General features: G+C 72.2%; 17 protein-coding genes and 2 tRNA genes. 7 read left to right on the forward strand and 12 right to left on the reverse strand.

Going from position 1 to position 21,398, the window contains the following annotated elements:
* Window positions 1-560 precede the first annotated feature (560 nt).
* The gene (locus ACFYWL_RS18650) at window positions 561-788 is read left to right on the forward strand and encodes a hypothetical protein (protein WP_386974198.1); all 228 of its coding nucleotides are present in this window, start codon (window positions 561-563) and stop codon (window positions 786-788) included.
* Window positions 789-804: 16 nt separating this feature from the next.
* On the opposite strand, the gene ACFYWL_RS18655 is transcribed toward ACFYWL_RS18650, so the two are convergent.
* The 6 genes from ACFYWL_RS18655 to ACFYWL_RS18680 form a co-directional block, all read right to left on the reverse strand.
* A complete protein-coding gene (locus ACFYWL_RS18655; protein WP_386974201.1) occupies window positions 805-1,602 on the reverse strand; it encodes a carbon-nitrogen hydrolase family protein in 798 nt (265 codons plus the stop codon).
* 88 nt (window positions 1,603-1,690) lie between these two features.
* Complete coding sequence (gene clpX / locus ACFYWL_RS18660) at window positions 1,691-2,986, reverse strand: ATP-dependent Clp protease ATP-binding subunit ClpX (protein ID WP_386974204.1); 1,296 nt, start codon at window positions 2,984-2,986, stop codon at window positions 1,691-1,693.
* A gap of 209 nt (window positions 2,987-3,195) precedes the next feature.
* A complete protein-coding gene (locus tag ACFYWL_RS18665) occupies window positions 3,196-3,858 on the reverse strand; it encodes an ATP-dependent Clp protease proteolytic subunit (RefSeq protein ID WP_386974207.1) in 663 nt (220 codons plus the stop codon).
* Window positions 3,859-3,872: 14 nt separating this feature from the next.
* The gene (locus ACFYWL_RS18670; RefSeq protein WP_386974210.1) at window positions 3,873-4,514 is read right to left on the reverse strand and encodes an ATP-dependent Clp protease proteolytic subunit; all 642 of its coding nucleotides are present in this window, start codon (window positions 4,512-4,514) and stop codon (window positions 3,873-3,875) included.
* A 171-nt stretch (window positions 4,515-4,685) separates the two neighbouring features.
* Entirely contained in the window at window positions 4,686-6,038 is a 1,353-nt protein-coding gene (gene tig / locus ACFYWL_RS18675; RefSeq protein WP_386974213.1) for a trigger factor, read from the reverse strand.
* Window positions 6,039-6,183: 145 nt separating this feature from the next.
* Window positions 6,184-6,257, reverse strand: a tRNA-Pro gene (locus tag ACFYWL_RS18680).
* 249 nt (window positions 6,258-6,506) lie between these two features.
* Between ACFYWL_RS18680 and ACFYWL_RS18685 the strand changes: the two genes are divergently transcribed.
* Window positions 6,507-6,580: transfer RNA gene (locus ACFYWL_RS18685), tRNA-Gly, on the forward strand.
* Between the two features lie 771 nt (window positions 6,581-7,351).
* Here the strand turns inward: ACFYWL_RS18685 and ACFYWL_RS18690 are convergent.
* A complete protein-coding gene (locus ACFYWL_RS18690; protein ID WP_386974216.1) occupies window positions 7,352-9,877 on the reverse strand; it encodes a CHAT domain-containing protein in 2,526 nt (841 codons plus the stop codon).
* A 49-nt stretch (window positions 9,878-9,926) separates the two neighbouring features.
* Here ACFYWL_RS18690 and ACFYWL_RS18695 point away from each other — a divergent pair, with 49 nt between their 5' ends.
* Window positions 9,927-11,567, forward strand: coding sequence for a glycosyltransferase family 4 protein (locus tag ACFYWL_RS18695; RefSeq protein WP_386974218.1), 1,641 nt, complete (start codon window positions 9,927-9,929; stop codon window positions 11,565-11,567).
* Between the two features lie 42 nt (window positions 11,568-11,609).
* Here the strand turns inward: ACFYWL_RS18695 and ACFYWL_RS18700 are convergent, their stop codons facing one another.
* Together ACFYWL_RS18700 and ACFYWL_RS18705 are read right to left on the reverse strand one after the other, a co-directional pair.
* The gene (locus ACFYWL_RS18700) at window positions 11,610-12,434 is read right to left on the reverse strand and encodes a helix-turn-helix domain-containing protein (RefSeq protein ID WP_386974221.1); all 825 of its coding nucleotides are present in this window, start codon (window positions 12,432-12,434) and stop codon (window positions 11,610-11,612) included.
* A 112-nt stretch (window positions 12,435-12,546) separates the two neighbouring features.
* The gene (locus tag ACFYWL_RS18705) at window positions 12,547-12,900 is read right to left on the reverse strand and encodes a hypothetical protein (protein WP_386974223.1); all 354 of its coding nucleotides are present in this window, start codon (window positions 12,898-12,900) and stop codon (window positions 12,547-12,549) included.
* A 480-nt stretch (window positions 12,901-13,380) separates the two neighbouring features.
* Between ACFYWL_RS18705 and ACFYWL_RS18710 the strand changes: the two genes are divergently transcribed.
* Window positions 13,381-13,881, forward strand: coding sequence for a DUF1772 domain-containing protein (locus ACFYWL_RS18710; RefSeq protein ID WP_386974225.1), 501 nt, complete (start codon window positions 13,381-13,383; stop codon window positions 13,879-13,881).
* 196 nt (window positions 13,882-14,077) lie between these two features.
* Here the strand turns inward: ACFYWL_RS18710 and ACFYWL_RS18715 are convergent, their stop codons facing one another.
* The 3 genes from ACFYWL_RS18715 to ACFYWL_RS18725 all read right to left on the reverse strand — a co-directional run bounded on the left by ACFYWL_RS18715 (window position 14,078) and on the right by ACFYWL_RS18725 (window position 16,989).
* Window positions 14,078-15,517: an RICIN domain-containing protein gene (locus ACFYWL_RS18715; RefSeq protein WP_386974228.1), complete on the reverse strand. Its 1,440-nt coding sequence runs from the start codon at window positions 15,515-15,517 to the stop codon at window positions 14,078-14,080.
* 127 nt (window positions 15,518-15,644) lie between these two features.
* Window positions 15,645-16,394, reverse strand: a complete 750-nt coding sequence (locus ACFYWL_RS18720; protein ID WP_386974230.1) for a cellulose binding domain-containing protein — start codon at window positions 16,392-16,394, stop codon at window positions 15,645-15,647.
* 124 nt (window positions 16,395-16,518) lie between these two features.
* Window positions 16,519-16,989 carry a MarR family winged helix-turn-helix transcriptional regulator gene (locus tag ACFYWL_RS18725; RefSeq protein WP_386974233.1) on the reverse strand — a complete coding sequence of 157 codons (471 nt, stop codon included), beginning with the start codon at window positions 16,987-16,989 and terminating at the stop codon, window positions 16,519-16,521.
* 77 nt (window positions 16,990-17,066) lie between these two features.
* Between ACFYWL_RS18725 and ACFYWL_RS18730 the strand changes: the two genes are divergently transcribed.
* From ACFYWL_RS18730 to ACFYWL_RS18740, 3 genes are all read left to right on the forward strand, one after another.
* A complete protein-coding gene (locus tag ACFYWL_RS18730) occupies window positions 17,067-17,663 on the forward strand; it encodes a YceI family protein (RefSeq protein ID WP_386974237.1) in 597 nt (198 codons plus the stop codon).
* Between the two features lie 41 nt (window positions 17,664-17,704).
* A complete protein-coding gene (locus tag ACFYWL_RS18735) occupies window positions 17,705-18,469 on the forward strand; it encodes a pirin family protein (RefSeq protein WP_386974239.1) in 765 nt (254 codons plus the stop codon).
* A gap of 90 nt (window positions 18,470-18,559) precedes the next feature.
* Entirely contained in the window at window positions 18,560-21,283 is a 2,724-nt protein-coding gene (locus ACFYWL_RS18740) for an Hsp70 family protein (RefSeq protein WP_386974242.1), read from the forward strand.
* Window positions 21,284-21,398 lie beyond the last annotated feature (115 nt).

Here is a 21,398-nt window from a genome sequence, read left to right on the forward strand (position 1 = left end):
CAAACGCTCGGCCAGTCCGGGGTATCAAACAATCTTGGCACTGGCTTATCAAGCACCCTGTTGAGTTCTCAAAGAACAACCACACACCATCCGAAGGTTCTACACCGTAGAACCGCCTTCCGGGGCAACCTCTCCATCCTACCCGATCTCACCCTCGCGGTCAACCCTGTTTCCAAAGTTGACGCTTGGCTTCGTTCGGACCCACGTCAACGCACGCCGCATAGCGGCGGTCGCTTCTGTCGTGGAGAGCCGCAGACCGGCCGATCGCCGCTTCGCGGCCATCCGCCCGGCTCCTGCCGGCTTCAGCACTCTACCCGGTCGGCTTCGCGATCGCAACTCCATCTCGCCGGAGTCGCCTCGCACCGCCCGGAACAGCCTCGCTCGACGTCTCCGCCGTGAGCCTGTGCCCGCTCTCAGCCGGTTTGTCCGGCCTCCCGCGTGCAGAGAGAAAGTTACGCGTACCGCCCCGCGAAGGCAAATCAACGACTGTCACTGTCCTGACCAGAAAGGCCCCGTCGGCGCAGACCGAATGTGCGCCTGCGCATGTCAGAGTGTCTGGCATGGATGACGCCTTCCCCCGCCCGGTGCCGCCGCTCGCCGAGGAGGCCCTGCTCGGACTGCTGATGCCGTTCTGGCAGTTGGTCATCGGCGCAGTGGTGGTGGCGGTCGTCCTGCTCTCCGTGGGTCGGCTGGCGCGGCGCGGACGCTCCCGGATGTCCGCCGCGCTGCTCATCACGGCCACCGCCATCGCCGGGCTCACCGTGCTCGGCGTCCTCCTCCAGGGCTGACCCCGCCCAGGAAGGCTCAGAGCCGGCGGTTGGCCAGGCTGGGCAGCTCGGTGCGGATCGTCCGGAGCCGGTCCAGGTCGAGGTCGACGACGGTGAGGCCGGGACCGTCGGGCACCTGGCCGAGGACCGTCCCCCACGGGTCGACGACCATGCTGCGGCCGAAGCAGATGCGCCCCGGCTCGTGGTCGCCGGTCTGGCCGGCGGCGGCGACGAAGCACTGGTTCTCGATGGCCCGCGCCCGCAGCAGGACCTCCCAGTGGTCGCGCCCGGTGTGCACCATGAACGCGGCCGGCACCACCAGCAGCGTGGCGCCCGCATCCGTGGCCAGGTGGCGGTACAGCTCGGGGAACCGGAGGTCGTAGCAGATCGACAGGCCGACCCGGACACCCTCGACGTCGACCACCACCGGCTTGTCCCCCGGTGCCACCGTCGCCGACTCCAGGTATGACACCCGGCCGGGGATCTCCACGTCGTACAGATGGATCTTGCGGTAGGTGCCGGCGAGCGTGCCCGTGCGGTCGAAGAGCAGGGAGGTGTTCCAGGTGTGCTCCCGGTCCGGGCCCGCCTCGTGGAACGAGCCGGCGTGCACCCAGATGCCGAGCCGGCGGGCGACGTCGGCGAAGAATCGACCCACGGTGCCGTCCACCGGCTCGGGCGCCGGCATCCCGGCTGCGGTGCCGAGATAGTCGACGTACTCCGGGAGGACCGCCAGGTCCGCGCCGGCCGCCGCGGCCCGGACCAACAGGGCCTCTGCGGCCGCGAGGTTGGCGGCCCGGTCGTCGCGGGAGTTCAGCTGGCAGACGGCGACGCGCATGCCCTCAGCGTACGGCTGGCGAAGCCCTCGCGACAGCCTCCACCGCCGGCGGTGGGGCCCACGCCCCCTGCCCGCCGGGCGGAGCGGGTCAGGCGGACTTCTCCTCGCGGTCCCGGCGGGCCCGGCGGCCGGTGAACTCCCGCGGCACGATCGTCGGGTTCACGTTCTCCAGGACCACCTCGCGGGTGATCAGCACCCGGGCGGCGTCGGGGTTGCTCGGCACCTCGTACATCACGGAGAGCAGGACCTCTTCCATGATGGCGCGCAGGCCCCGGGCGCCGGTGCCGCGCAGCATCGCCTGGTCGGCGATGGCCTCCAGGGCCGGCTGCTCGAACTCCAGCTCCACGCCGTCGAGCTCGAAGAGGCGCTGGTATTGCTTCACGAGGGCGTTGCGCGGCTCGGTGAGGATCCGCACGAGGGCGGACCGGTCGAGGCTGCGGACGTTGGTGATCACCGGGAGCCGGCCGATGAACTCGGGGATCAGGCCGAACTTCAGCATGTCCTCGGGCATGACCTGGCTGAAGATGTCGTCGGTCGACCGCTCGGAGACCGAGCGCAGCCGCGCGCCGAAGCCGGTGCCGCCGTGGCCCGTGCGGGCCTCGATGATCTGGTCGAGGCCGGCGAAGGCGCCGCCGCAGATGAACAGCACGTTGGTCGTGTCGATCTGGATGAACTCCTGGTGCGGGTGCTTGCGCCCGCCCTGCGGCGGCACGTTGGCCACCGTGCCTTCGAGCATCTTCAGCAGCGCCTGCTGGACGCCCTCGCCGGAGACGTCCCGGGTGATCGACGGATTCTCCGACTTGCGGGCGATCTTGTCGACCTCGTCGATGTAGATGATGCCGGTCTCGGCGCGCTTGATGTCGTAGTCCGCGGCCTGGATCAGCTTGAGGAGGATGTTCTCCACGTCCTCGCCCACGTAACCCGCCTCGGTGAGGGCGGTGGCGTCCGCGATCGCGAAGGGGACGTTCAGCATCCGGGCGAGGGTCTGCGCGAGGTGGGTCTTGCCGCACCCCGTCGGCCCGAGCAGCAGGATGTTGGACTTGGCCAGCTCGACGGCGTCGCTGCCGGAACCCGGCGCGCCGGCCGCCTCGGCCTGGATCCGCTTGTAGTGGTTGTAGACGGCGACCGCGAGCGCCTTCTTGGCCTGGTCCTGGCCGACCACGTAGTTGTCGAGGAACTGGCAGATCTCCATCGGCTTGGGAAGCTCTTCCCACTTCACCTCGCCGGACTCGGCCAGTTCCTCCTCGATGATCTCGTTGCAGAGATCGATGCACTCGTCGCAGATGTAGACCCCAGGCCCCGCGATGAGCTTCTTCACCTGCTTCTGCGACTTGCCGCAGAAGGAGCATTTGAGTAGGTCGCCGCCGTCACCGATCCGTGCCACCTACGTTCTCCCTGCACTCATCGGCCGGTGCACCGGCCATGACCTGCGGACGCTGCGCTCCGTCCGTCTCCGTTCGCTTGCCGGACCGTCCCGACGCAGCGGTACGGGCCCGACGTTACCCGCTGGCGGAGGTTTCTCCGACCCCCAAATCGGGCGTGTCAGAGGCCGGCCGGGAACGCGCCCGGCCGACCTCCGACCCCATGCTCGTCTCACCTGGCCGCGTTGGCGGCGAGCAGCCCCTTCTTGCGGCTGGTGAGGATCGTGTCGACCAGCCCGTACTCGCGGGACTCCTCGGCCGTCATGATCTTGTCACGGTCGATGTCCTTGCGGACCTTCTCCACCGGCTGGTTGCAGTGCCGGGCGAGCATCTCCTCCAGCTGCGTCCGCATCCGCAGGATCTCCCGGGCCTGGATCTCGATGTCCGAGCCCTGCCCGTAGCCGCCCTCGGTGGCCGGCTGGTGGATGATGATCCGCGAGTTCGGCAGCGCCATCCGCTTGCCCGGCGTGCCGGCGGACAGCAGCACCGCGGCGGCGCTGGCCGCCTGCCCCAGGCAGACGGTGGAGATGTCCGGCCGGACGTACTGCATCGTGTCGTAGATCGCCGTCATCGCGGTGAACGAACCGCCCGGCGAGTTGATGTACATGATGATGTCGCGGTCGGGGTCGGTGCCCTCGAGCGTCAGCAACTGCGCCATCACGTCGTTGGCGGACGCGTCGTCCACCTGGACGCCGAGGAAGATGATCCGGTCCTCGAAGAGCTTGTTGTACGGGTTCGACTCCTTCACCCCGTACGACGTGCGCTCGACGAACGACGGCAGGACGTAGCGGTTGTGCACGGCCGCGAACTGGGGCGGCAGGCTCAGGTCGGTCATCGTCAGCTCCTCGGTCAGCTCAGGGTCCCGGCGCCTTCCGGAACCTGCGCGGCTCCGGTGATCACCTTGTCGATGAAGCCGTAGTCCATGGCCTCCTGGGCGGTGAACCAGCGGTCGCGGTCCGAGTCCGCCTCGATCTGGGCCTGGGTCTGGCCGGTGTGGAAGGCCACCCGATCCTGGAACATCCGCTTCGTGTACAGCATCTGCTCCGCCTGGATGGCGATGTCCGACGCGGTGCCGCCCATGCCACCGGACGGCTGGTGCATCATGATCCGCGCGTGGGGCAGGGCGTAACGCTTGCCCTTGGTGCCCGCGCAGAGCAGCAGCTGCCCCATGGAGGCGGCCATGCCCATCGCCACCGTGGAGACGTCGTTGTCGATGTACTGCATCGTGTCGTAGATCGCCATGCCCGAGTAGACCGAGCCGCCGGGCGAGTTGATCCAGAGGAAGATGTCCCGGTCCGGGTCCTCCGCCGCGAGCAGCAGCAGCTGCGCGCAGATGCGGTTGGCCACCTGGTCGTTCACCTCGCTGCCCAGGAAGATGATGCGCTCCCTGAGCAACCGGTTGTAGACCGAGTCGTCGAGGTTGCCAATGTTCTCGCCACCGCGGGCATCGATCGCCCGGAGCGGCTTCGCTGGGATGTGCATGTCGGTCATGGCAGCCCTTCGCTCTCCGTACCGTCCTACCCGACACTAACCGCTCGCCCGGGCGGCAGAGTCCCGGTCGGGGCGCTTTTCGCTCTCAGCGCAGCCCCTCCGGGACGTACCCGGGAAAGGGCTCGGGCCGCCACCCACCGCAACCGGTGGACGGCGGCCGCACCCGAAGTGTCAGTGCTCGTGGTCGTGGTCGTGGGCCTCTTCGCCCTCGGCGCGGATGGCGTCGAGGCTGACCTCGTTGCCCGCCGTGTCCTTGATCTTGATGCGCTCCATCACCGAGGCCAGCGCCTTGCCGCGCCGCACGTCGCCGAAGACGGCCGCCGCCGTGCCCGAGCGGACCAGCTGGTCGTAGTACTGCTGCGGGGGCATCCCGGCGCGCTGCGCGCGGTGGACGATCTCGTGGCCGAACTCGTCGTCGGAGACCTGGACCTCCTCGGCGTCGGCCAGGGTGTCCAGCAGGAGCTGGATCTTGACGCCGTCGGTCGCCGCCTCGTTGAGCTCGGCGTCGATCTGCTCCTCGGTCTTCTCCTCGGCCGCGAGGTATTCCTCCAGGGAGGCGCCGATCCGCTCCAGCTGGTCGATCATGGCCTGCTTGCGGCCCTTGACCTCCTCGCGCACCACGCCCTCCGGCGCCGGCACCCCGGCGGCCTCGACGAGCTGCTCCAGGGCCTTGTCGCGGGCGGCGTAGATCTGCTCGACCCGCTTGCCCCGGGTGACCCGCTCGCGCACGTCGGCGCGCAGCTCCTCGATGGTGTCGAACTCGCTCGCCATCTGGGCGAAGTCGTCGTCCAGCTCCGGCAGCTCCTTCTCCTTGACCGTGCGCACGGTCACCGCCACCTCGGCGTCCCGGCCGGCGAAGTCGCCGCCGACGAGCTGGGTGGTGAAGGTGGTGCTCTCGCCGGCGGCGAGACCGACGAGGGCCTCGTCCAGCCCCGGCAGGAGCTGCTTGCTGCCGACCTCGTGGGAGATGTTGGTCGCCGAGCCGCCCGGGACGTCCTCGCCGTCGACCGTGGCGTTCAGGTCGATCTGCACGTAGTCGCCCTCGGCGGCGGCCCGCTCGACGGTCTTGAGGGTGGCGAACCGCTCGCGCAGGCTCTTCACCTGCTCCTCGATCTCGCTGTCGTCGATCTTGAGCTCGTCGACGGTGACCTCGATCGAGTCGAGCTCCGGCAGGGTGATCTCGGGCCGGACGTCCACCTCGGCGGTGAAGTTGAGGGAGTCACCGTCGTTGAACTCGGTGATCTCGACCTCGGGGCGGCCGAGGGTCTTCAGGTCGTGCTCGCGGACCGCGGCGAGGATGTTCTGCGGGATGGCCTCCTGCACCGCCTCGTTGAGGACGGTGCCCCGGCCCACCCGCTGGTCGATCACGGCGGCCGGCACCTTGCCCCGCCGGAAGCCGGGCACCTGCACCTGCGAACCGATCTCCCGGTACGCCTTCTTGAGGCTCGGCTCGAGCTCGACGAACGGCACCTCGATGGCGAGCCGCACGCGCGTCGGGCTCAGAGTCTCGACGGTGCTCTTCACAGGCGTACTCCTTGACGGATCTCAGTTGAGTCTGGGCGTGATTCAGCCCATCGAGTGTAGGCGAGCCGGCGCGGCTCCTCGGCAGCGCCCGGGGCACCAGGCGGGAACCGGCGGCTCCCGGGGGTGCCCCGGCCGCGGACGACAGTCGGGGTGGCGGGATTTGAACCCACGGCCCCTCGCTCCCAAAGCGAGTGCGCTACCAAGCTGCGCCACACCCCGTGGCGACCAGAAGTGTATGCCGTCTGCGCGCGCCGGGGGTGCCGGGGCCGGGCGGGCGGCGCGGCGCGCGGGGTCCGCGCCGGGTCCGCGCCGGGTCCGCGCCGCCATGTCGGCGACATGGCGGTATCCCGGCGCGCGGATACCGCCACCTCGCCGGCATGAGTTGGATCATGGGTACGGGTGGACAGCCCGCGCGCCGAACCCGGGCACCGGGTAGGCTGTCGGCGCGCCCCGTGCACCGGGGCGCACGCGGGCGTAGCTCAATGGCAGAGCTTCAGTCTTCCAAACTGACGGTGCGGGTTCGATTCCCGTCGCCCGCTCCACACCCTCCGGCCGGCAGGGCTGTTCCACGCTCCGGCCCGACCCGGGAAACCACTGCTGCCGCCGCTTCGACAGCCGACTCGCCCGCGTCCCCGGCCAGCCGACCGTCCGCCGACCCGAGGCACCCGTGACAGCCCTCCCGCTCTGACCAGCTTTGGCGTGCGAGGTCCACGGGCTCCATCCGGGCCTGGTCAAGATCCGCACGCGCCGCCATCCGGAGCTGCCAGATCGCCTCGGCGTACCCGTGGTAGGTCTGGTGGTACTCCCGGGAGGAGAGGGTCGCGCCGGACCGGACGGCGTTGCGTACGGCGATCAGCCTCTGGTAGGCGAGCTCTCCGGCCTTGACGAGCTCCACCGTGCCCGCCACGAGCAGCCGTTCCCGGGCGGCGAAGACGTCTGCCTCGTGGACGACACGGTTGGCGCGCCGGAGGCGGCGGGATGGATCGTCGTCGTCCTGGGCGATCTCCCGTAGTCCGCTGTGGGCCGTGTCGAGCGCGACAGCGAAGTCGAGACAGTAGCCGAGGCGCTCTGCCTCCCGGCTGCGCCGACGCTCCTGGCGGCTGTGCTGCGCCTCCACGGTCACCGCGCCGGCGAGGGCGATGACAGCTCCGCAGATCGCACCGATGACGGAGATCCATTCCACGTCTCCACTCTCCACCGACGGTGACGAAACCGCTACGCGTTCCTGTCTCCAGTCCCGTCCACCGCGAGGAGGCGACAGGAGGAAACAGGGGACCGGAAGCCGCCGCGCCCGGCCGAGGGATGCGCACGGGTCACGACCCGGCTCCGACGACGCAGAGACCGGCCCAGTCGAACGGGCCGAGATCGGGATTCTCCGCGCGGATCGCCCGCTGCGCGGCGCGCAGCGCCGCCACCACCGGCACCCCCTGCCCGACCTGTTGGACGAAGCGTGCCCCGACGTGGGCCGAAGCGACGCCACCGATCCAGCCGGTGCCGGCCACCACCGTTTCGGCGCCGCCGATCAGCGCCCCGACGGCCAGGCTCAGCGGGTCGTGCCCGTACCGGCTCGACGCCGTGCCGCTCCAGCAGCCGTTCAGCACCACCAGTCGGGGTAGCCGGCGCAGGGCGAGGGCGTCCATCGTGACGCTGTCGGGGCCGAACAGCGCCGTGGCACCGGGCTGGTCGCCGTGGCCCGACAGGTAGAGCAGGGCGGGGTGGAGCCCGTCGTCGATGGCCGGCAGCGCGGCGAGCTCCCGGTGGCCGCCCGGCCAGGCATCCAGGGCGGATCGCTCCACCCGGTGGCTCGGCAGGCCGGGATCGAGCAGGCTCGCCGCCGGGCCGGTCGCCGGCACGCGAGGTCCGCCGGTCGTCGCGGACCGGGCCAGGAGGAGTTCCATGGTGCGCAGGCTCGGTGCCAGGACGACCTCGGCCACGTCGCAGAGGTACGTTCGGTCGCGCGTCAGGGCCGCGTGCGGCAGGTGCCACAGCCGTGGATCCGGAACGATCATCACCGACCGGGGACGTTCCGGGGAGCCCGCCCAGACGGCCGGATCGGGCAGGAGGAACGCGCCGAGTTCGTCCCAGACGGCGCGGGCCACGCCTCGTCCCGGTGGGACCCCGGTGGTCATGCTGTCGAGCTGCGCCGCCAGGCGGGCGGAGGCGGTACGTAGCGTCGCCCGCCACGCCCCGTGGCGGGGCCTGGTCAGCACCGACGACCACCAGCCGTCCGACCTCGGCCCGAGGGTGATGACCACCACCACGTCGGCCATCGCGTCGAGGGCGGCCGGGGCGGGCAGGTGGCCGGGCAGCGGCGGCAGCGGTATCGGATCGGCCGGTCGCCCCGAGCGAATCGACGCGGCGGCGAGCCGGGCCACCGCGAAGACCTCGTCGACCGCCGCGGGGTCGGTGGGGAGCGCGGCGATCGGAGACCGCGCGACGGCCTCCGCCGACCCGGCCGTCGCGGCCACCAACAGCTGGTTCAACAGGTCGGCGCGTCCGGTCTCGGCGATCCGCGCGGTGGCCTCCGGCTCGCCGAGTTCGGTGTGTGTCAGCAGCGCAGCCGCGTACACCTCCTCCCGCGCGGCGTGCGTCGACCACCGCTCGTCCGGATCGGGCAGCGAGCCGCGTTGCAGGTCGGCGGCGAGGAGAGCGGCCCGACCGGCGGCGTGCCGCAACGCTGGCGGCAGTAGCTGCGTGGGTGGAGCCCGGTGCAGGTCGTACAGCGCGAGCATGGTCCGGTTGAGGTCCCGCCGTTGCGGGCGGGCGGCCAGGCCCAGGACGGCCGCCAGGTGTCCGGCGATGGTCGCCGGGTCGCCGTTGGAGGCGATGAGGTTGCGGGCCATGTGCCGGTGCCAACGCAACGCCTCCAGCGTCTCGGCCCCCTCGTAGTAGGGCTGCGCCTCGCGCAGGGTGGCCGCGACGGCGGCCGGGTCGCCGAGGCTCTGCAGGACCTCGGCCCGTTCCAGCAGGACCTGACCGAGCCGGTAGGTGTCACCGCGAGCGCGGAACCGGGTTGCCAGGTCGTCGGCGAGCCGCAGCGCCTCGCCGAGCCGGCGCAGCTCACGCAGCGCCGCCACCTCGCGCAGCCGGGCGGTGAGGAGGTTCTCCTCGCTCACGCCGGCGAACGCCGCAGCGGCTCGCCGGTATGCGTCCAGCGCTGCTTCGGGTCGCCCGAGCGCGATCTCCAACCCGCCTTCCCGGTGTGCGATCAGTCCTCGGGTGAACGGGTCGAGGTCGCGGGTCTCGGCGAACTCGCGAACCTCGTGCAGGACGTTTCGCGCGACCTCCAGCTCGCCCCGATGCCGGTGCAGCGTCGCCTTCTGCATCAGGACCCGGACGTGCTGCCGGGGGATGCGGGGTTCGTCGGCGTGCCGGCGGCACACCGCGATGGCCTGGTCGCAGCAGGACAGCCCCACGTCGTACCGGCTCTCCATCTCCCGCAGCGCCGCCATCTCCCGCCAGGCGTACGCGTGGAGCCACGCCGTGCCGGCGGGCAACGACTCCCGCAACAGCACGTGGTTCCACAGCTCCGCCGCGGTGAACGCCCCGCTGAGTCGGTGCCACTGGGCGGCGAACGCGATCGCCTCGTGGCAGCGCGAGCGGTCGTCGGCGCGTAGGGCGGTCCGGCTCTCCGCGAGCAGCAGGCGGATCGCCAGCCCTGGACGCCGCTGCCGCCACGCCGCCGTCGCCTGTTCCTGGTAGAGCTCGGCCAGGAGCCGCCACTGCCGTGCGGCGTGCAGCCGTCCGGCGGCGGGCTGGTGGGGGTGGTCGGCTGGCAGCGCGACCGCAGGATCGACGAGGCGGTCGAGAAGCGCCGATCGTTGTGCGGAGTCGAGCATCGCGCCACCGTCCATTCAAGGTCGACTGTGGAATGAGACCATGGGGGCCGTGACACACTCAGTTTCCGGGCGGGCGGTCGTCAAGTTCGTCGAGGAGATCGATGCGGTCGCCCGTGGGGATCTCACCTCCCGGCTGGCGGAGGCAGGGCTCGCGCCACGGGTCGGCTTCGACCTGGGCGAACTCGGTCTCGTTCCGGAGCGGCTGCTGCCGGCCGCGGTGATCACCCTCTTCGACGACCTCGCCGCGGTGGGCGCCCACCAACTCGCCCGGGTCACCCAGACGGCGCGGGACTGGCTGGTGGCCGCCGCCGCGCCGGGCTTCGTCGAGGTGGAGATCGACGTCACCGGTCAGACGGTACGGATCTGGGCCAGCGATCCGGACCGGGCGACCGAGACCGTGGGGAAGGTCCTGTCCGGCGGCCTCGCCTCCGGACCGCTGACCTGGCACGGCGACCGGTGGGACGTCGCGCCGACGCCGGCGACCGGCCGGCTCACCGGCCCACCGCCCCGGGTACTGGCCCTGGACACCGACTGGTTCTCCGCGAAGGGCGGTCTGAGCACGTTCAACCGGTCGCTCTGCGCGGCGCTGGCCCGGGCGGGCGCGGACGTCGTCTGCGTCGTCCTCGAACCGTCCCCGGCGGAGATCGCACACGCCCGCGAGGTCGGGGTGACCCTGGTGGCGGCGCCCGCGGCGGCGACCGGCGGGCTGCGGGACGCGCTGGCCCGGCGTCCGCGGCTGACCGGCGGCTGGGAACCGGACCTGGTGATCGGACACGGCCGGATCACCGGCGGGCACGCCCGGGTCCAGGTCGAGGACCACTTCCCGGCGGCGGCCAGGGCACACATCGTGCACACCTGGTCGGATCACATCGAATGGCAACGCGGTGACCGGCCGGACAGCGGCGCCATCGCCGAGCGACGCTGGAAGGAGGACATCGAGCTGGCCCGCACCGCGACCCGTGCGTTCGGCGTGGGTCCCCTGCTGCACGATCTCCTCAGCCGCGACCTTTCCGGCTATCCCGACGTCCCCGCTCCGGGGCGGATCGATCCGGGCTTCGAGCTCGACGACGAGACCCCCCGCGTCCCGCCGCTGTGGCAGCAACGTCAGGTGATGCTGTCGGGCCGGCTGGACGACTGGTCGGTGAAGGGGCTGGATCTGGCGGCGCGGGCGGTGGGAGCGGCGGTGGAGTTGCTCAGTCTCGGCGGCACCGAGCCGGAACTGGTGCTGCGGGGCGTGCCACCGGACGACCATGGCCGGGTGCGGGAGCTGGTCCTGCAGTGGGCGGGCCGACGCACCCTGCAGGTCACTCCCCGGGCCTACTCCACCAGCGCGGACGATCTCCGGGCCGACCTGCGCCGGGCGTGCCTCGCGCTCATGCCCTCCCGTGCCGAGGCATTCGGTCTCGTCGGCCGCGAGGCCATCGTCGCCGGCACCCCCTTGCTGGTCAGCGCGAAGAGTGGGCTGGGCAGGCTGCTCCACGAGGTGCTGGCACCGCAGGACGCGGCGTTGACGGTGCTGCCGGTCGAGGACGACGAGGCGACCGACACCCGCCGCTGGGCCTTCGAAACGGCTCGCATCCTGCGGGACCCGGCAGGCGCCTTCGCCCTCGCCGAACGGATCCGGCGGACCATGGCGGCGCGGGTCACCAGCGCGTCGGGCGCGGCGGCCGTCCTGGGTACGCTCGCCTGACTGCCACCGTCGGCCGGGCGGCCGTCGGGAGCAGCGAGCCGGTCACGCGGAGGGTCGGTAGCGCTCGCCACAGTCGCGGCACCGTTCACGATCGGACCAGTCCGCCCGGCCGAGCTCTTCCGGGGTCAGCGGTGGCTGTCCCAGGTCGGCCCGCAGGGCCATCCGGAAGGCCCAGAGCCCCTCGGCGAAGGGGTGGTAGACGCGGTGGTAGTCGGCGCCGTCGAGGCGCGCGCCGGCCCGGATCGCGTCGCGGATCGCGATGAGCCGCAGGAACGCGACTTCGGCCGCGGCCACCAGGGGCGCCGCACCCAGCACCAGCAGGCGTTCGCGGATCGCGTACACCCGGGCGTCGTGGAGCGTCTCGTTGGCCGGGTCGTGGCGTGCCGACGGTGGCAGGTCGGCGCGAGCCACCGCGCGCAGGGCGTTGTGGGCCTCGTCGAGCGCGAGCATGAACGCCACGGCGGTCGCCGAGGGGATCGGCAGCTCGCCCCGGGCCAGCGGTGCGTCGGGCCGGTGACCGGTGGTGGCCTCGTCGGGGCGGGGCTGTCGCTGCCATCTCGTCGACGTGGCCCACGTCCGGTCAGCGGATGCGGCCCCCTGGGACGGCCGCGCATCGCGCGCCTGCGCCTGCGCCTGCGCCAGTCTGGCCAGCGCACCGCCTGTCCCCAGCGCCTCGTCGCAGCGCTGGGCCAACTGGACATTGCCCGGCGCTCGACCCGTCTCCACCTTGCTCAGATAGCCCCGGCTGTAGTTGACCTTCCGGGCCAGCCCGGACAGGGACAGCCCGGCGCTCTCCCGGAACCGGCGGAGGCACTCCCCCAGCCGCTCCGGACGGTTGGTCAGTGACTCGCATCCGTCGTCACGCACCGCGGTCATCGCGCAGCGTCGTCTTCGCAAGACACGTCGTAACTGTATCAATGTGAGCCTCTGTTCGACGGTGGTCCAGCGACCGCTGGGGGCCGCCGGACCACCGCCAGGGTCAGCACGCGGGGGTCGACACCTGGTTCGCGATCAGCGACGAGTGGATGTAGCCGCTCGTCGGGCTGTTGACCCGGAACCAGCGGTTGGAGGCGTAGTTGGAGTTCGGCGGGTAGACCCACTGGGAATCGACCCAGCAGACCATCGTGACGCCCGTGCCGTTGCCGTAGTAGCCGTTGGACGAGCAACCGGTGTTGGCGCAGCTGCGGATGTTGGCGCCGCCGGAGTTGGAGCTGATGTACGGTCCCGCCGCCGCCGCGGGCATGCTCGTCACCGCCACGAGAGCGCCGGCGGCACCGACGATCGCGGCGACCCGTGCGAGACGGCGGCGAACCGCCAGGTTGCTCTTCGACATCCTGGATTCTCCTCGTGTCCCGGGGCTGGCAGGGAGGCCAGCTCGCTGCCATCAGAATCGATCGGTCAGTTCCCGTTCCGGAACGGGTTTCCTGTCGCATCAGGCCAGGAGGAGACGGTGCAACGCCCGGGATCCAGCCCCGGCGGCATGACCAGCAGAACTACCGGCCGAGGAGCGTGGTCAGCGGACGAGGACTTCTGCGCCGGGCCGCTTGACGCGGCCGAGGGACGCGAGCCCTGGCGCTCACGCCCCCGCCTGGTACGGCTTTGCGACGTCTTGGGCCTCGCAGCAGGGGTAGGTCAGCGGACCCGCCACACTTCAACGATGGGTTCGACGAACGATACTGGGCAGCCGCGTGCCCGAGAGAGGCTGCGCGTTCACTGAGCCTGCGGCGGCGTCCGGAGTGTCCCGGCTGGTGCCGCCACCCACCGGCACCGCCGGCATCCAGGACACGACGTCTGAGACAAGGGGGAGTACACCATGCGACTTGCACAGCACGTGTCGCTGATCGCCGCCACCATCACCACCGGCCTCATGGCAGGGCTGTTCGCCGCCTTCGCCTACGCGGTCATGCCCGCGCTGAAAGCGGCCGAGGACCGGACGTTCGTGGACACGATGCAGCGGATCAATGTGACCATCGTCAACGGCTGGTTCATGCTGGGCTTCCTGGGCGCACCGGTGTCGGCCACACTGTCCGCCCTCCTGGCCTGGCACGGAGATGGCCGCCCCGCGTTGCCGTGGATCATCGGCGGGTTGGCCTTGTATCTGGCGATGTTCCTCATCACCATCGCCATCAACGTTCCGCTCAACGACAAGCTCGCGGCGGCCGGCGATCCCGGCCACATCGCCGACCTCGCAGCCGTACGGGTGCACTTCGAATCCAGGTGGGTCACCTGGAACATCGTCCGCGCCCTGTGCAGCACGGCCGCGTTCGGCTGCCTCACCTGGGCTCTGATCATCTTTGGTCGTACCACCGATTGAAGCGGCAGCCGAGTGCGGTCGGGCACCGCGTACTCGCTTCCGCCGATCGTGTCCGCGTAGCCGGACAACCAGTCGGCCACCGTCGCGATCCCCTCGCGTGCGGTCAGGTCCGGCTTCCTGCTGAAGGCACCCGGCGAATCACCTGATCCTGGTCGCCCCCCCCTTCTCAATGCCTCGTGACCCTCTGTGCCGCTCGTCAGGACTGGGTACGCGACCACTGCTGGTTGGCGCCGCCGTTGCAGGCGTACTGCTGGATGTCCGCGCTGTCGCCGGTGCCGGCGTTGACCACGTCCAGGCACTTGCCGCTGTGCCGGGCCCGGAGCTGGAAGTGGTCGCCGGCCGCGGCCCACTGCCACTGCTGGTTGGTGCCGCTGCCGCAGGTGTACTGGATGATGTTGGCGCCGTCGGCGGTGGACGCGTTGGCGACGTCGAGGCACTTGCCGCTGTTGGCGTTGACGACGCGGAAGTAGCCGCTGCCGGCGTCCTGGAACTCCCACTTCTGGTTACCGCCGCCGTTCCAGGTGTACTGCCTGACCTCGGCGTTGTTGGCCGTGGAGTTGCCCACCACGTCCATCACCTTGCCGCTGTGCCGGGCGGTGACGCGGTAGTAGGCGGGCGAGTTGCCGGTGACCGTCCCGGTGGCCGTGTCGATGGTGACGGACGGGTACCAGGTCAGGCTCATGCTGGTGCTGGACGGGAAGGTGATCGGCAGCCAGACGTACTGCGAGTCGCCGACGGGGCCGCCCCAGGCCCCCGCCCAGCGGTCGCCCATGTACAGGTAGCTGGTGGTGGAGGTGCCCTGGATGGGCAGCACGTAGGCCGGCTGGGAGCTGAAGGTGTTGCTGTTGCCCACGTCGGTCCAGCCGCTCCACGGCCCGGAGATGCTCGACGCGGTGGCGTACCTCGCCTGGTTCGGGCTCCAGCCCGTCGCTGCGGACGTCAGCAGGAAGTAGGTGCCGCCCCGCTTGAACATGGCGGGCGCCTCGCGGTGCGCGCCGTCCCAGAAGTTGCCCACGAGGGTGGCGACGTTGAGGTAGTCCGAGGTGAGCCGGTAGATGTTCAGGTCGTAGTTGTCGTCGGCGGCCGAGATCATGTACGCCGTGCCGTTGTCGTTGTAGAGCGTGATGTCCCGGGACATGTGCTGTCCGAGCGGCCGGAAGCTGCCGTGGTAGGTGTAGTTGCCGTCCACGGTGGCCGACGAGGCCACGGCGGCCCGCGCCTCGTTGTAGTCGGACCCGTTCTCCTTGTGCATCCACATCACGTAGCGGCCGGTGCTGGCGTTGTAGATGACCTTCGGGCGCTCGATGTTGGCGCGCTGCAACTCGGCGGCCGACGACTGGGTCAGCACGTTGTTGCGGAACTCCCAGGTGCGCAGGTCGGTGGAGCGGTAGACGGAGACCGCGCGGAAGGTGTTGTCGGGGTTGCGGTTCTCGCCGAACCAGTAGTAATAGTCGCCGACCTTGAGGACGCCGCCGCCGTGGGCGTGCACGACGCCGCCGCCGGTGTCGGTGAACTGGGTGCCGTTGGTGACGGTCACCGGCGCCGCCTGGGCGGCCGTGCCCGGCCCGACCAACGTCGCCAGGGTCACGATGAGCGCCGCCCCGAGCGACAGGAGTCGCCGTCCGCTGTTTCCCATCCGATCGTCCCTTCTGGGCCCGGACGACCATTAACCCATCGATGGTCACCCATGCGCAACAGCGTGGTAACCGGACTGTGGGACGCGCGAGGCTTTCCCGCGGGCTGACGGGTCGACGGGTCGACGGCTACCGGCCGCAGGTCAGCGCGGGGACGCCGGCCGCCCCGCTGGACCACACCATCATCCCGAACGTCGTCGACGCGCCGGGCGTCAGCGTTCCGTTGTACGACGCGTTGCGGACAACGACGTCGGCGCTGCTGGCCTCCGCCACCCCGTTCCAGGCCGCCTGGATGCGCTCGTCGCCGGGCCACCGCCAGGCCACGCGCCAGCCCTGGACCGGCTCGCTCCCGCTGGCGCGCACGGTGACCGTCGCGGTGAAGCCGCCGGGCCAGCGGTTGTCGACGGTGGCGGTCGCGGCGCACACCGACTGGTCCGTGGTGCGGGCCGGCCCGCCGATGACGTACGGGTCCCTGTTGCCGTCGGGCTCGCTGAACCGGAACCAGTAGTCGGTGTTCGGGGTCAGCCCGCCGATGGCCACCGTCCCGTTGCGCTCGGGCCCGGTGAGGGCCTGCGCGGCGGGGTTGCGCCACTGCTCGGCGTCCTCGCGGCTGGTGAAGAGGAGGACCTGCATCGGCGGGTCGTAGCCGCAGGGCGGGCTGAGCAGCATCGTGTAGGCGACGGTCAGGCTCGTCGCGGTGGTCGCCGTCACCTGGCCCCAGATCGGCAGCGCCGGCGGGCACGCCACGGTCGGGCTGGGGATCGGCGGCGTCGGGGTCTGCACCGCGGCGGGAGGCGCGGCGGCGGCACCGGCCGCGCCGGCCCAGGTGGCCAGGGTCAGGGTCGCGGCGGCGAGCACCACGCCGGGCATCCGGAACATCCGCACCTCCTCGGATCGCGGGGACGCGCGACCAAGCGACAGCCTTCCATTCGATGAGCGTCGATGCAATGAGCCGTTCCGGCCGGGCGCGGGGCAGCCGTCAGGGCAGCCGGCGGCGGGGTCGTCAGGGCAGCCGGCGCTCGGCGTCGAGGCCGTCGACGACGCGGGTGGCGATGCGCTCCAGGGCGCGTACCTCGTCGGGGTCGAGCCGGTCGAACACGAGCCGCCGGACGGCGTCGACGTGCGCGGGCGCGGCGGCCTCGATGGCCGCACGGCCGGTGGCGGTGAGCGCCACGAACGCACCCCGGGCGTCCTGGGGGCACTCCTCGCGGTCGACCAGGCCCCGCCGCTGCATGCGGCCCAGGTGGTGCGACAGGCGGCTCTGCTCCCACTGGAGGTCGCGTTGCAGTTCGAAGGGGCGCAGCCGCCCGTCGGGGGCCTCGGCGAGCTGGACCAGCACCCCGTAGTCGGCGAAGGAGAGCCCGGAGTCGGCCTGCAACTGCCGGCCCAGCCGCACCGCCAGCTCGGCCTGCATGCGCAGGTATGCCCGCCAGGCGCGCTGCTGGTCGTCGTCGAGCCATCGGGTGCCGGTCACGGTCCCAGCGTACCAGTGATGCATGACACGTCATGGAAGGAATGGATGATGCGTCATGCAGGTTGAGAGCAACGTACATGACACATCATGAGACCCCGGAGGAGATCGAGATGAGCACCGCCACCGGCACCGACCTGGCCCAGCTGACCGGCACCTACACCATCGACCCGAGCCACACCCGCATCGGCTTCGTCGCGCGGCACGCGATGGTGACCAAGGTGCGCGGCGCGTTCAACGAGTTCGAGGGCTCCGTCGCCTTCGACGCGGCCGACCCCGCCCGCACCGACGTGCGGGTGGTCATCCAGGCCACGAGCATCGACACCCGCAACGCCCAGCGCGACGCGCACCTGCGCAGCAACGACTTCCTCGCCATGGAGACCTACCCGGAGATCACCTTCGTCTCCACGGCCTTCCGGCAGACCGGCGAGGACACCTTCGACCTCACCGGCGACCTGACCGTCAAGGGCGTCACCAACTCCGTGACGATCCCCTTCACCTACGAGGGCGCGGCCAGCGACCCGTTCGGCAACCTGCGCCTCGGCTTCGAGGGCGCGGTGACGATCAACCGCAAGGACTACGGGGTGACCTGGAACGCGGCGCTGGAGACCGGCGGCGTCCTCGTCAGCGAGAAGATCACGCTGGAGTTCGAGGTCTCCGCGATCAAGAACGCCTGACCCCGCTCCCCCTCCCACCGGCGGCTTCGAGAGGACATCCCATGAGCGCCACGCTGACCCCCCGGGTGGACATCCGCCGGGCCGACGACCGGTACCGGACCGACATCGCCTGGCTCGACTCCAGGCACTCGTTCTCGTTCGGCAACCACTGGTCCCCCGACAACACCCACCACGGGCTGCTGCTGGTGAACAACGACGACGTGGTCCGGGCGGGCACCGGCTTCGAGACGCACCCGCACCGGGACATGGAGATCGTCACCTGGGTGCTCCAGGGCTCGCTGGTGCACCAGGACTCCACCGGCCACTCCGGCGTGATCTACCCGGGGCTGGCCCAGCGGATGAGCGCCGGCACCGGCATCCTGCACTCGGAGAAGAACGACTCGTGGCGGCTCGGCGGCGAGCGGCACACCGAGCCGGTGCACTTCGTGCAGATGTGGGTGGTGCCCGACGAGCCCGGCGTCACCCCCGGCTACGAGCAGTTGGAGATCGACGACGCGCTGCTCACCGGCGGGCTCGTCCCGGTCGCGTCCGGGATGGACCGGCACGCCGACGCCGCGGCCATCCGGATCCGCAACCGGTACGCCGCCCTGTACGCGGCCCGGCTCCAGCCCGGCCAGAGCGTGCGGTTGCCCGAGGCGCCGTACCTGCACCTGTTCGTGCCCCGGGGCGCGGTGACCCTCGAAGGCTCGGGCGCGCTCGGCACCGCCGACGCGGTCCGCTTCACCGCCACCGGCGGGCAGCGGGTCACGGCCACCGAGCCGGCCGAGATCCTGGTCTGGGAGATGCACGCCACCGTCGCCGGCTGAGCCGGCCCGGCGGCGGCCACGGGACCGCTGTCCGGCCCTGCGTACGATGCGGGGCCGGACAGCGGCTCGTCCCGGCGGAGGTAGCGGCAGATGGCAGGCCAGCACGAGGGGTTCGCCCTCGGCGTCGACCTCGGCACGTCCAACACCGTGGCCGTGCTGCGCTGGCCGGACGGGCGGACCCGGCCGCTGCTGGTCGACGGGCAGCCGGTCGTCCCCTCCGGCGTGTACGCCGACGCCGACGGCCGGCTGCACGTCGGCCGGGACGCCCGGCGGCTGGCGCAGGCCGACCCGGGGCGCTACGAGCCGAACCCGAAGCGCCGGATCGACGACCCGACCGTGCCGCTGGGCGACCGCGGGTACGCCCCCGCCGACCTGCTCGCCGCGATCCTGCACGCGGTGGGGCAGGCGGCCGTCGCCACGGTCGGCTTCCTGCCCCCGGCGGTGCTCACCTGCCCGGCGTCCTGGGACGACGCCCGCCGTCAGGTCCTCGCCGACGCGCTGCTGCGGGCGGGCTGGCCGCAGGCCGCCGAGCACACCCTGTCCGGCCCCACCCCGCCCGGCACCCGGCTGCTGCGCGAGCCCGTCGCCGCCGCCCGCTACTACGCCCAGGTGCTGCGCCGGCCGGTGCCCGTCGGCGGCTCGATCGCCGTGTTCGACCTCGGCGGCGGCACCCTCGACGTGGCGGTGCTGCGTAACGAGGGCGCCGACCCGTGGGGCGACTCGGGCTTCACCGTGACCGCCACCGGGGGCGTGCCCGACCTGGGCGGGCTGGACCTGGACGCGGCCCTGGTGGACCGGCTGGGCGAGCGGGTGTCCGCGACCGACCCGCAGGTGTGGCAGCGGCTCACCCGGCCGACCGACGCGCCGCAGTGGCGCGACCGGCACCAGCTGTGGGAGGGCGTGCGCGAGGCGCGGGAGATGCTGTCCCGGGCGACGGTCGCGCCGGTGGTCGTGCCGGGCCTGCCGGCGGTGGTCGAGCTGACCCGCGAGGACGTCGAACGGGTGGCCGGCCCGCTGCTGGCCCGGGCCGTCGCCGAGACCCGGCGGGTGATCGCCGCCGCCGGCCTCACCCCCGACCGGCTCGCCGGCCTGTTCCTGGTGGGCGGGCCGACCCGGACGCCGCTGGTGGCCCGCATGCTGCACGCCGAGCTGGGCGTCGCGCCGACCGTGCTGGAGCAGCCGGAGCTGCCGGTGGCCGAGGGGGCGCTGACGGATCTGCCGGCCCCCCGCCCGGCCCTCACGCCACCGGGCGCGCCCGCTCTGCCACCGGGCGCGCCCGCGCCGCCGCCGACCGTGCCCGCCCCCGCCGGAATGCCGGCCACCGCGTGGGGCCCGCCCGGCACGCCGCCGACCGTGCCCGGGTCACCCGCCACGCCCGGGACGCCGCACGCGCCCGGGACGCCGCCCGCGCCCGTCTCACCCGCCGCGCCCGGGTCGCCGCCCGTCGCCCGTCGGCGGCGCGCGCTGTGGATCACGGTGGCGGCGGTGCTCGCCCTCGCCGGGGTGGGCGTCGGGGCGACGCTGTGGTTCACCCGGGACCGCTACCCCGGGCTGGAGTTCCAGAACCTGACCGTGGTCGCACGCGTCCCGGCCGGCGAGGACCGGCCGGTCGAGACGTTCACCGCGCTGCTCGGCGACGTCGGGTACGCGGCGTACCCGCTGCCGGACGACCGGCTGGAGATCGTGGCGGTCGACGCGGGAACGGGCCGGACCCGATGGCGCAAGCAGACCACGCAGGCGGCGCAGCAGTGGGACGCGCTCGTCGCCGTGCCCGGGGCGGTGGCGGCCCTCTCCGACCCGATCGGCGTCGACGCGCCCCGCGAGCTGGTGGTGCGCGACGCCGCCTCCGGCGAGCAGCGGTGGAGCCGCAGCATCGGCGACGACGACCGCGTGATCTTCGGGCGGGACGTGGCGGTGCTGGTCGACACCGCCGGGAACCGGCTCGTCGGGCTGCGGATGCGCGACGGGGCGCAGGTCTGGGCCGAGGACAACCCGCGCGACTCGTCGGGCAACGCCCGCAGCGCCGTGCTGCCGGTCGAGACCGCCGAGGCGGCCGGCGGGCCGGCGTACGCCGACGGGACGCCCCGCGACCCGTGGCGGGGCCGGGCCGACCGGCTCGTGCAGATCGGCGCGGACCGCTCCGCCCGGCTGATCGACCTGGTCGAGGGCACGGTGCTGCGTAGCTGGCCCGGCGTCGCCGACCTCGACGACCCGATGGCCGCGCGGGACGACCGGTTGTACGTGGTCGACGACGCCGGGGTCGGCGGGTACCGGCTGCTCGGGTACGACCTGACCCGGGTGGCCGAGCCGACGGTGCTGCACAGCGCCGCCGACGACGGGCGGCGGGTGGCGGCGCTGGTGGCCTGCGGCGAGCACCGGGCGTGCCTGCTGGAGACCCCGGCCGGGGACGCGGACCGCGCCGAGGTGGTGGCCGTCGCGGAGGGCGAGAAGGCGAAGCGCTGGGCGACGCCGGGGGCCCGGGAACTGGTGCCGGTGGGCGCGCACCTGGTCGTGCGGCGGCAGTACCCGGAGGCGAGGTCCACGCTGTTCGACCCGGCGGGCCGGGCGGTGCTGCGCGACCGGGGCGGGGTGGCCGTGCGGCTCGACGCGGGCAACGTGCTGGTCTTCGCCGACCCGCTGAGCGGCGGCGAGGCCGACCGCAGCGTCGCCGGGCTGGCGGTCGGCGCCGCCCAGCCGGTCGAGCTGGGCCTGGCCGAGGACGTGCGCAGCGAGTCCTGCTCGTGGAACACCAGCGTGCTGCTGTGCGGCGCGGCGAAGGACTTCGTGCTGTACCGCTTCGCCCCGACGCCCTGACCTGCGGCGTCCGCGCCACGGGCACGCCCGGCGACCGGTGGATCGCCGCCCGGCTCCGCCCGCCGGTGCGGAGCGGGCGGAGCCGGGCGGCCGAACGTGGGCCGGAAGCCAGCCG

It is taken from the genome of Micromonospora sp. NPDC002575 (assembly GCF_042889525.1).
In the GTDB taxonomy this organism is placed as follows: domain Bacteria; phylum Actinomycetota; class Actinomycetes; order Mycobacteriales; family Micromonosporaceae; genus Micromonospora; species Micromonospora carbonacea.

Bases quoted from the DNA above. Each gene is read 5' to 3' on its own strand.
- ACFYWL_RS18655 (WP_386974201.1), bottom strand. From the start codon at position 1,602: ATGCGCGTCGCCGTCTGCCAGCTGAACTCCCGCGACGACCGGGCCGCC.
- ACFYWL_RS18730 (WP_386974237.1), top strand. From the start codon at position 17,067: ATGACACATCATGAGACCCCGGAGGAGATCGAGATGAGCACCGCCACC.
- ACFYWL_RS18705 (WP_386974223.1), bottom strand. From the start codon at position 12,900: ATGTCGAAGAGCAACCTGGCGGTTCGCCGCCGTCTCGCACGGGTCGCC.
- ACFYWL_RS18740 (WP_386974242.1), top strand. From the start codon at position 18,560: ATGGCAGGCCAGCACGAGGGGTTCGCCCTCGGCGTCGACCTCGGCACG.
- ACFYWL_RS18690 (WP_386974216.1), bottom strand. From the start codon at position 9,877: ATGCTCGACTCCGCACAACGATCGGCGCTTCTCGACCGCCTCGTCGAT.
- ACFYWL_RS18670 (WP_386974210.1), bottom strand. From the start codon at position 4,514: ATGACCGACATGCACATCCCAGCGAAGCCGCTCCGGGCGATCGATGCC.
- ACFYWL_RS18735 (WP_386974239.1), top strand. From the start codon at position 17,705: ATGAGCGCCACGCTGACCCCCCGGGTGGACATCCGCCGGGCCGACGAC.
- ACFYWL_RS18650 (WP_386974198.1), top strand. From the start codon at position 561: ATGGATGACGCCTTCCCCCGCCCGGTGCCGCCGCTCGCCGAGGAGGCC.
- ACFYWL_RS18715 (WP_386974228.1), bottom strand. From the start codon at position 15,517: ATGGGAAACAGCGGACGGCGACTCCTGTCGCTCGGGGCGGCGCTCATC.
- ACFYWL_RS18720 (WP_386974230.1), bottom strand. From the start codon at position 16,394: ATGTTCCGGATGCCCGGCGTGGTGCTCGCCGCCGCGACCCTGACCCTG.
- ACFYWL_RS18710 (WP_386974225.1), top strand. From the start codon at position 13,381: ATGCGACTTGCACAGCACGTGTCGCTGATCGCCGCCACCATCACCACC.
- ACFYWL_RS18665 (WP_386974207.1), bottom strand. From the start codon at position 3,858: ATGACCGACCTGAGCCTGCCGCCCCAGTTCGCGGCCGTGCACAACCGC.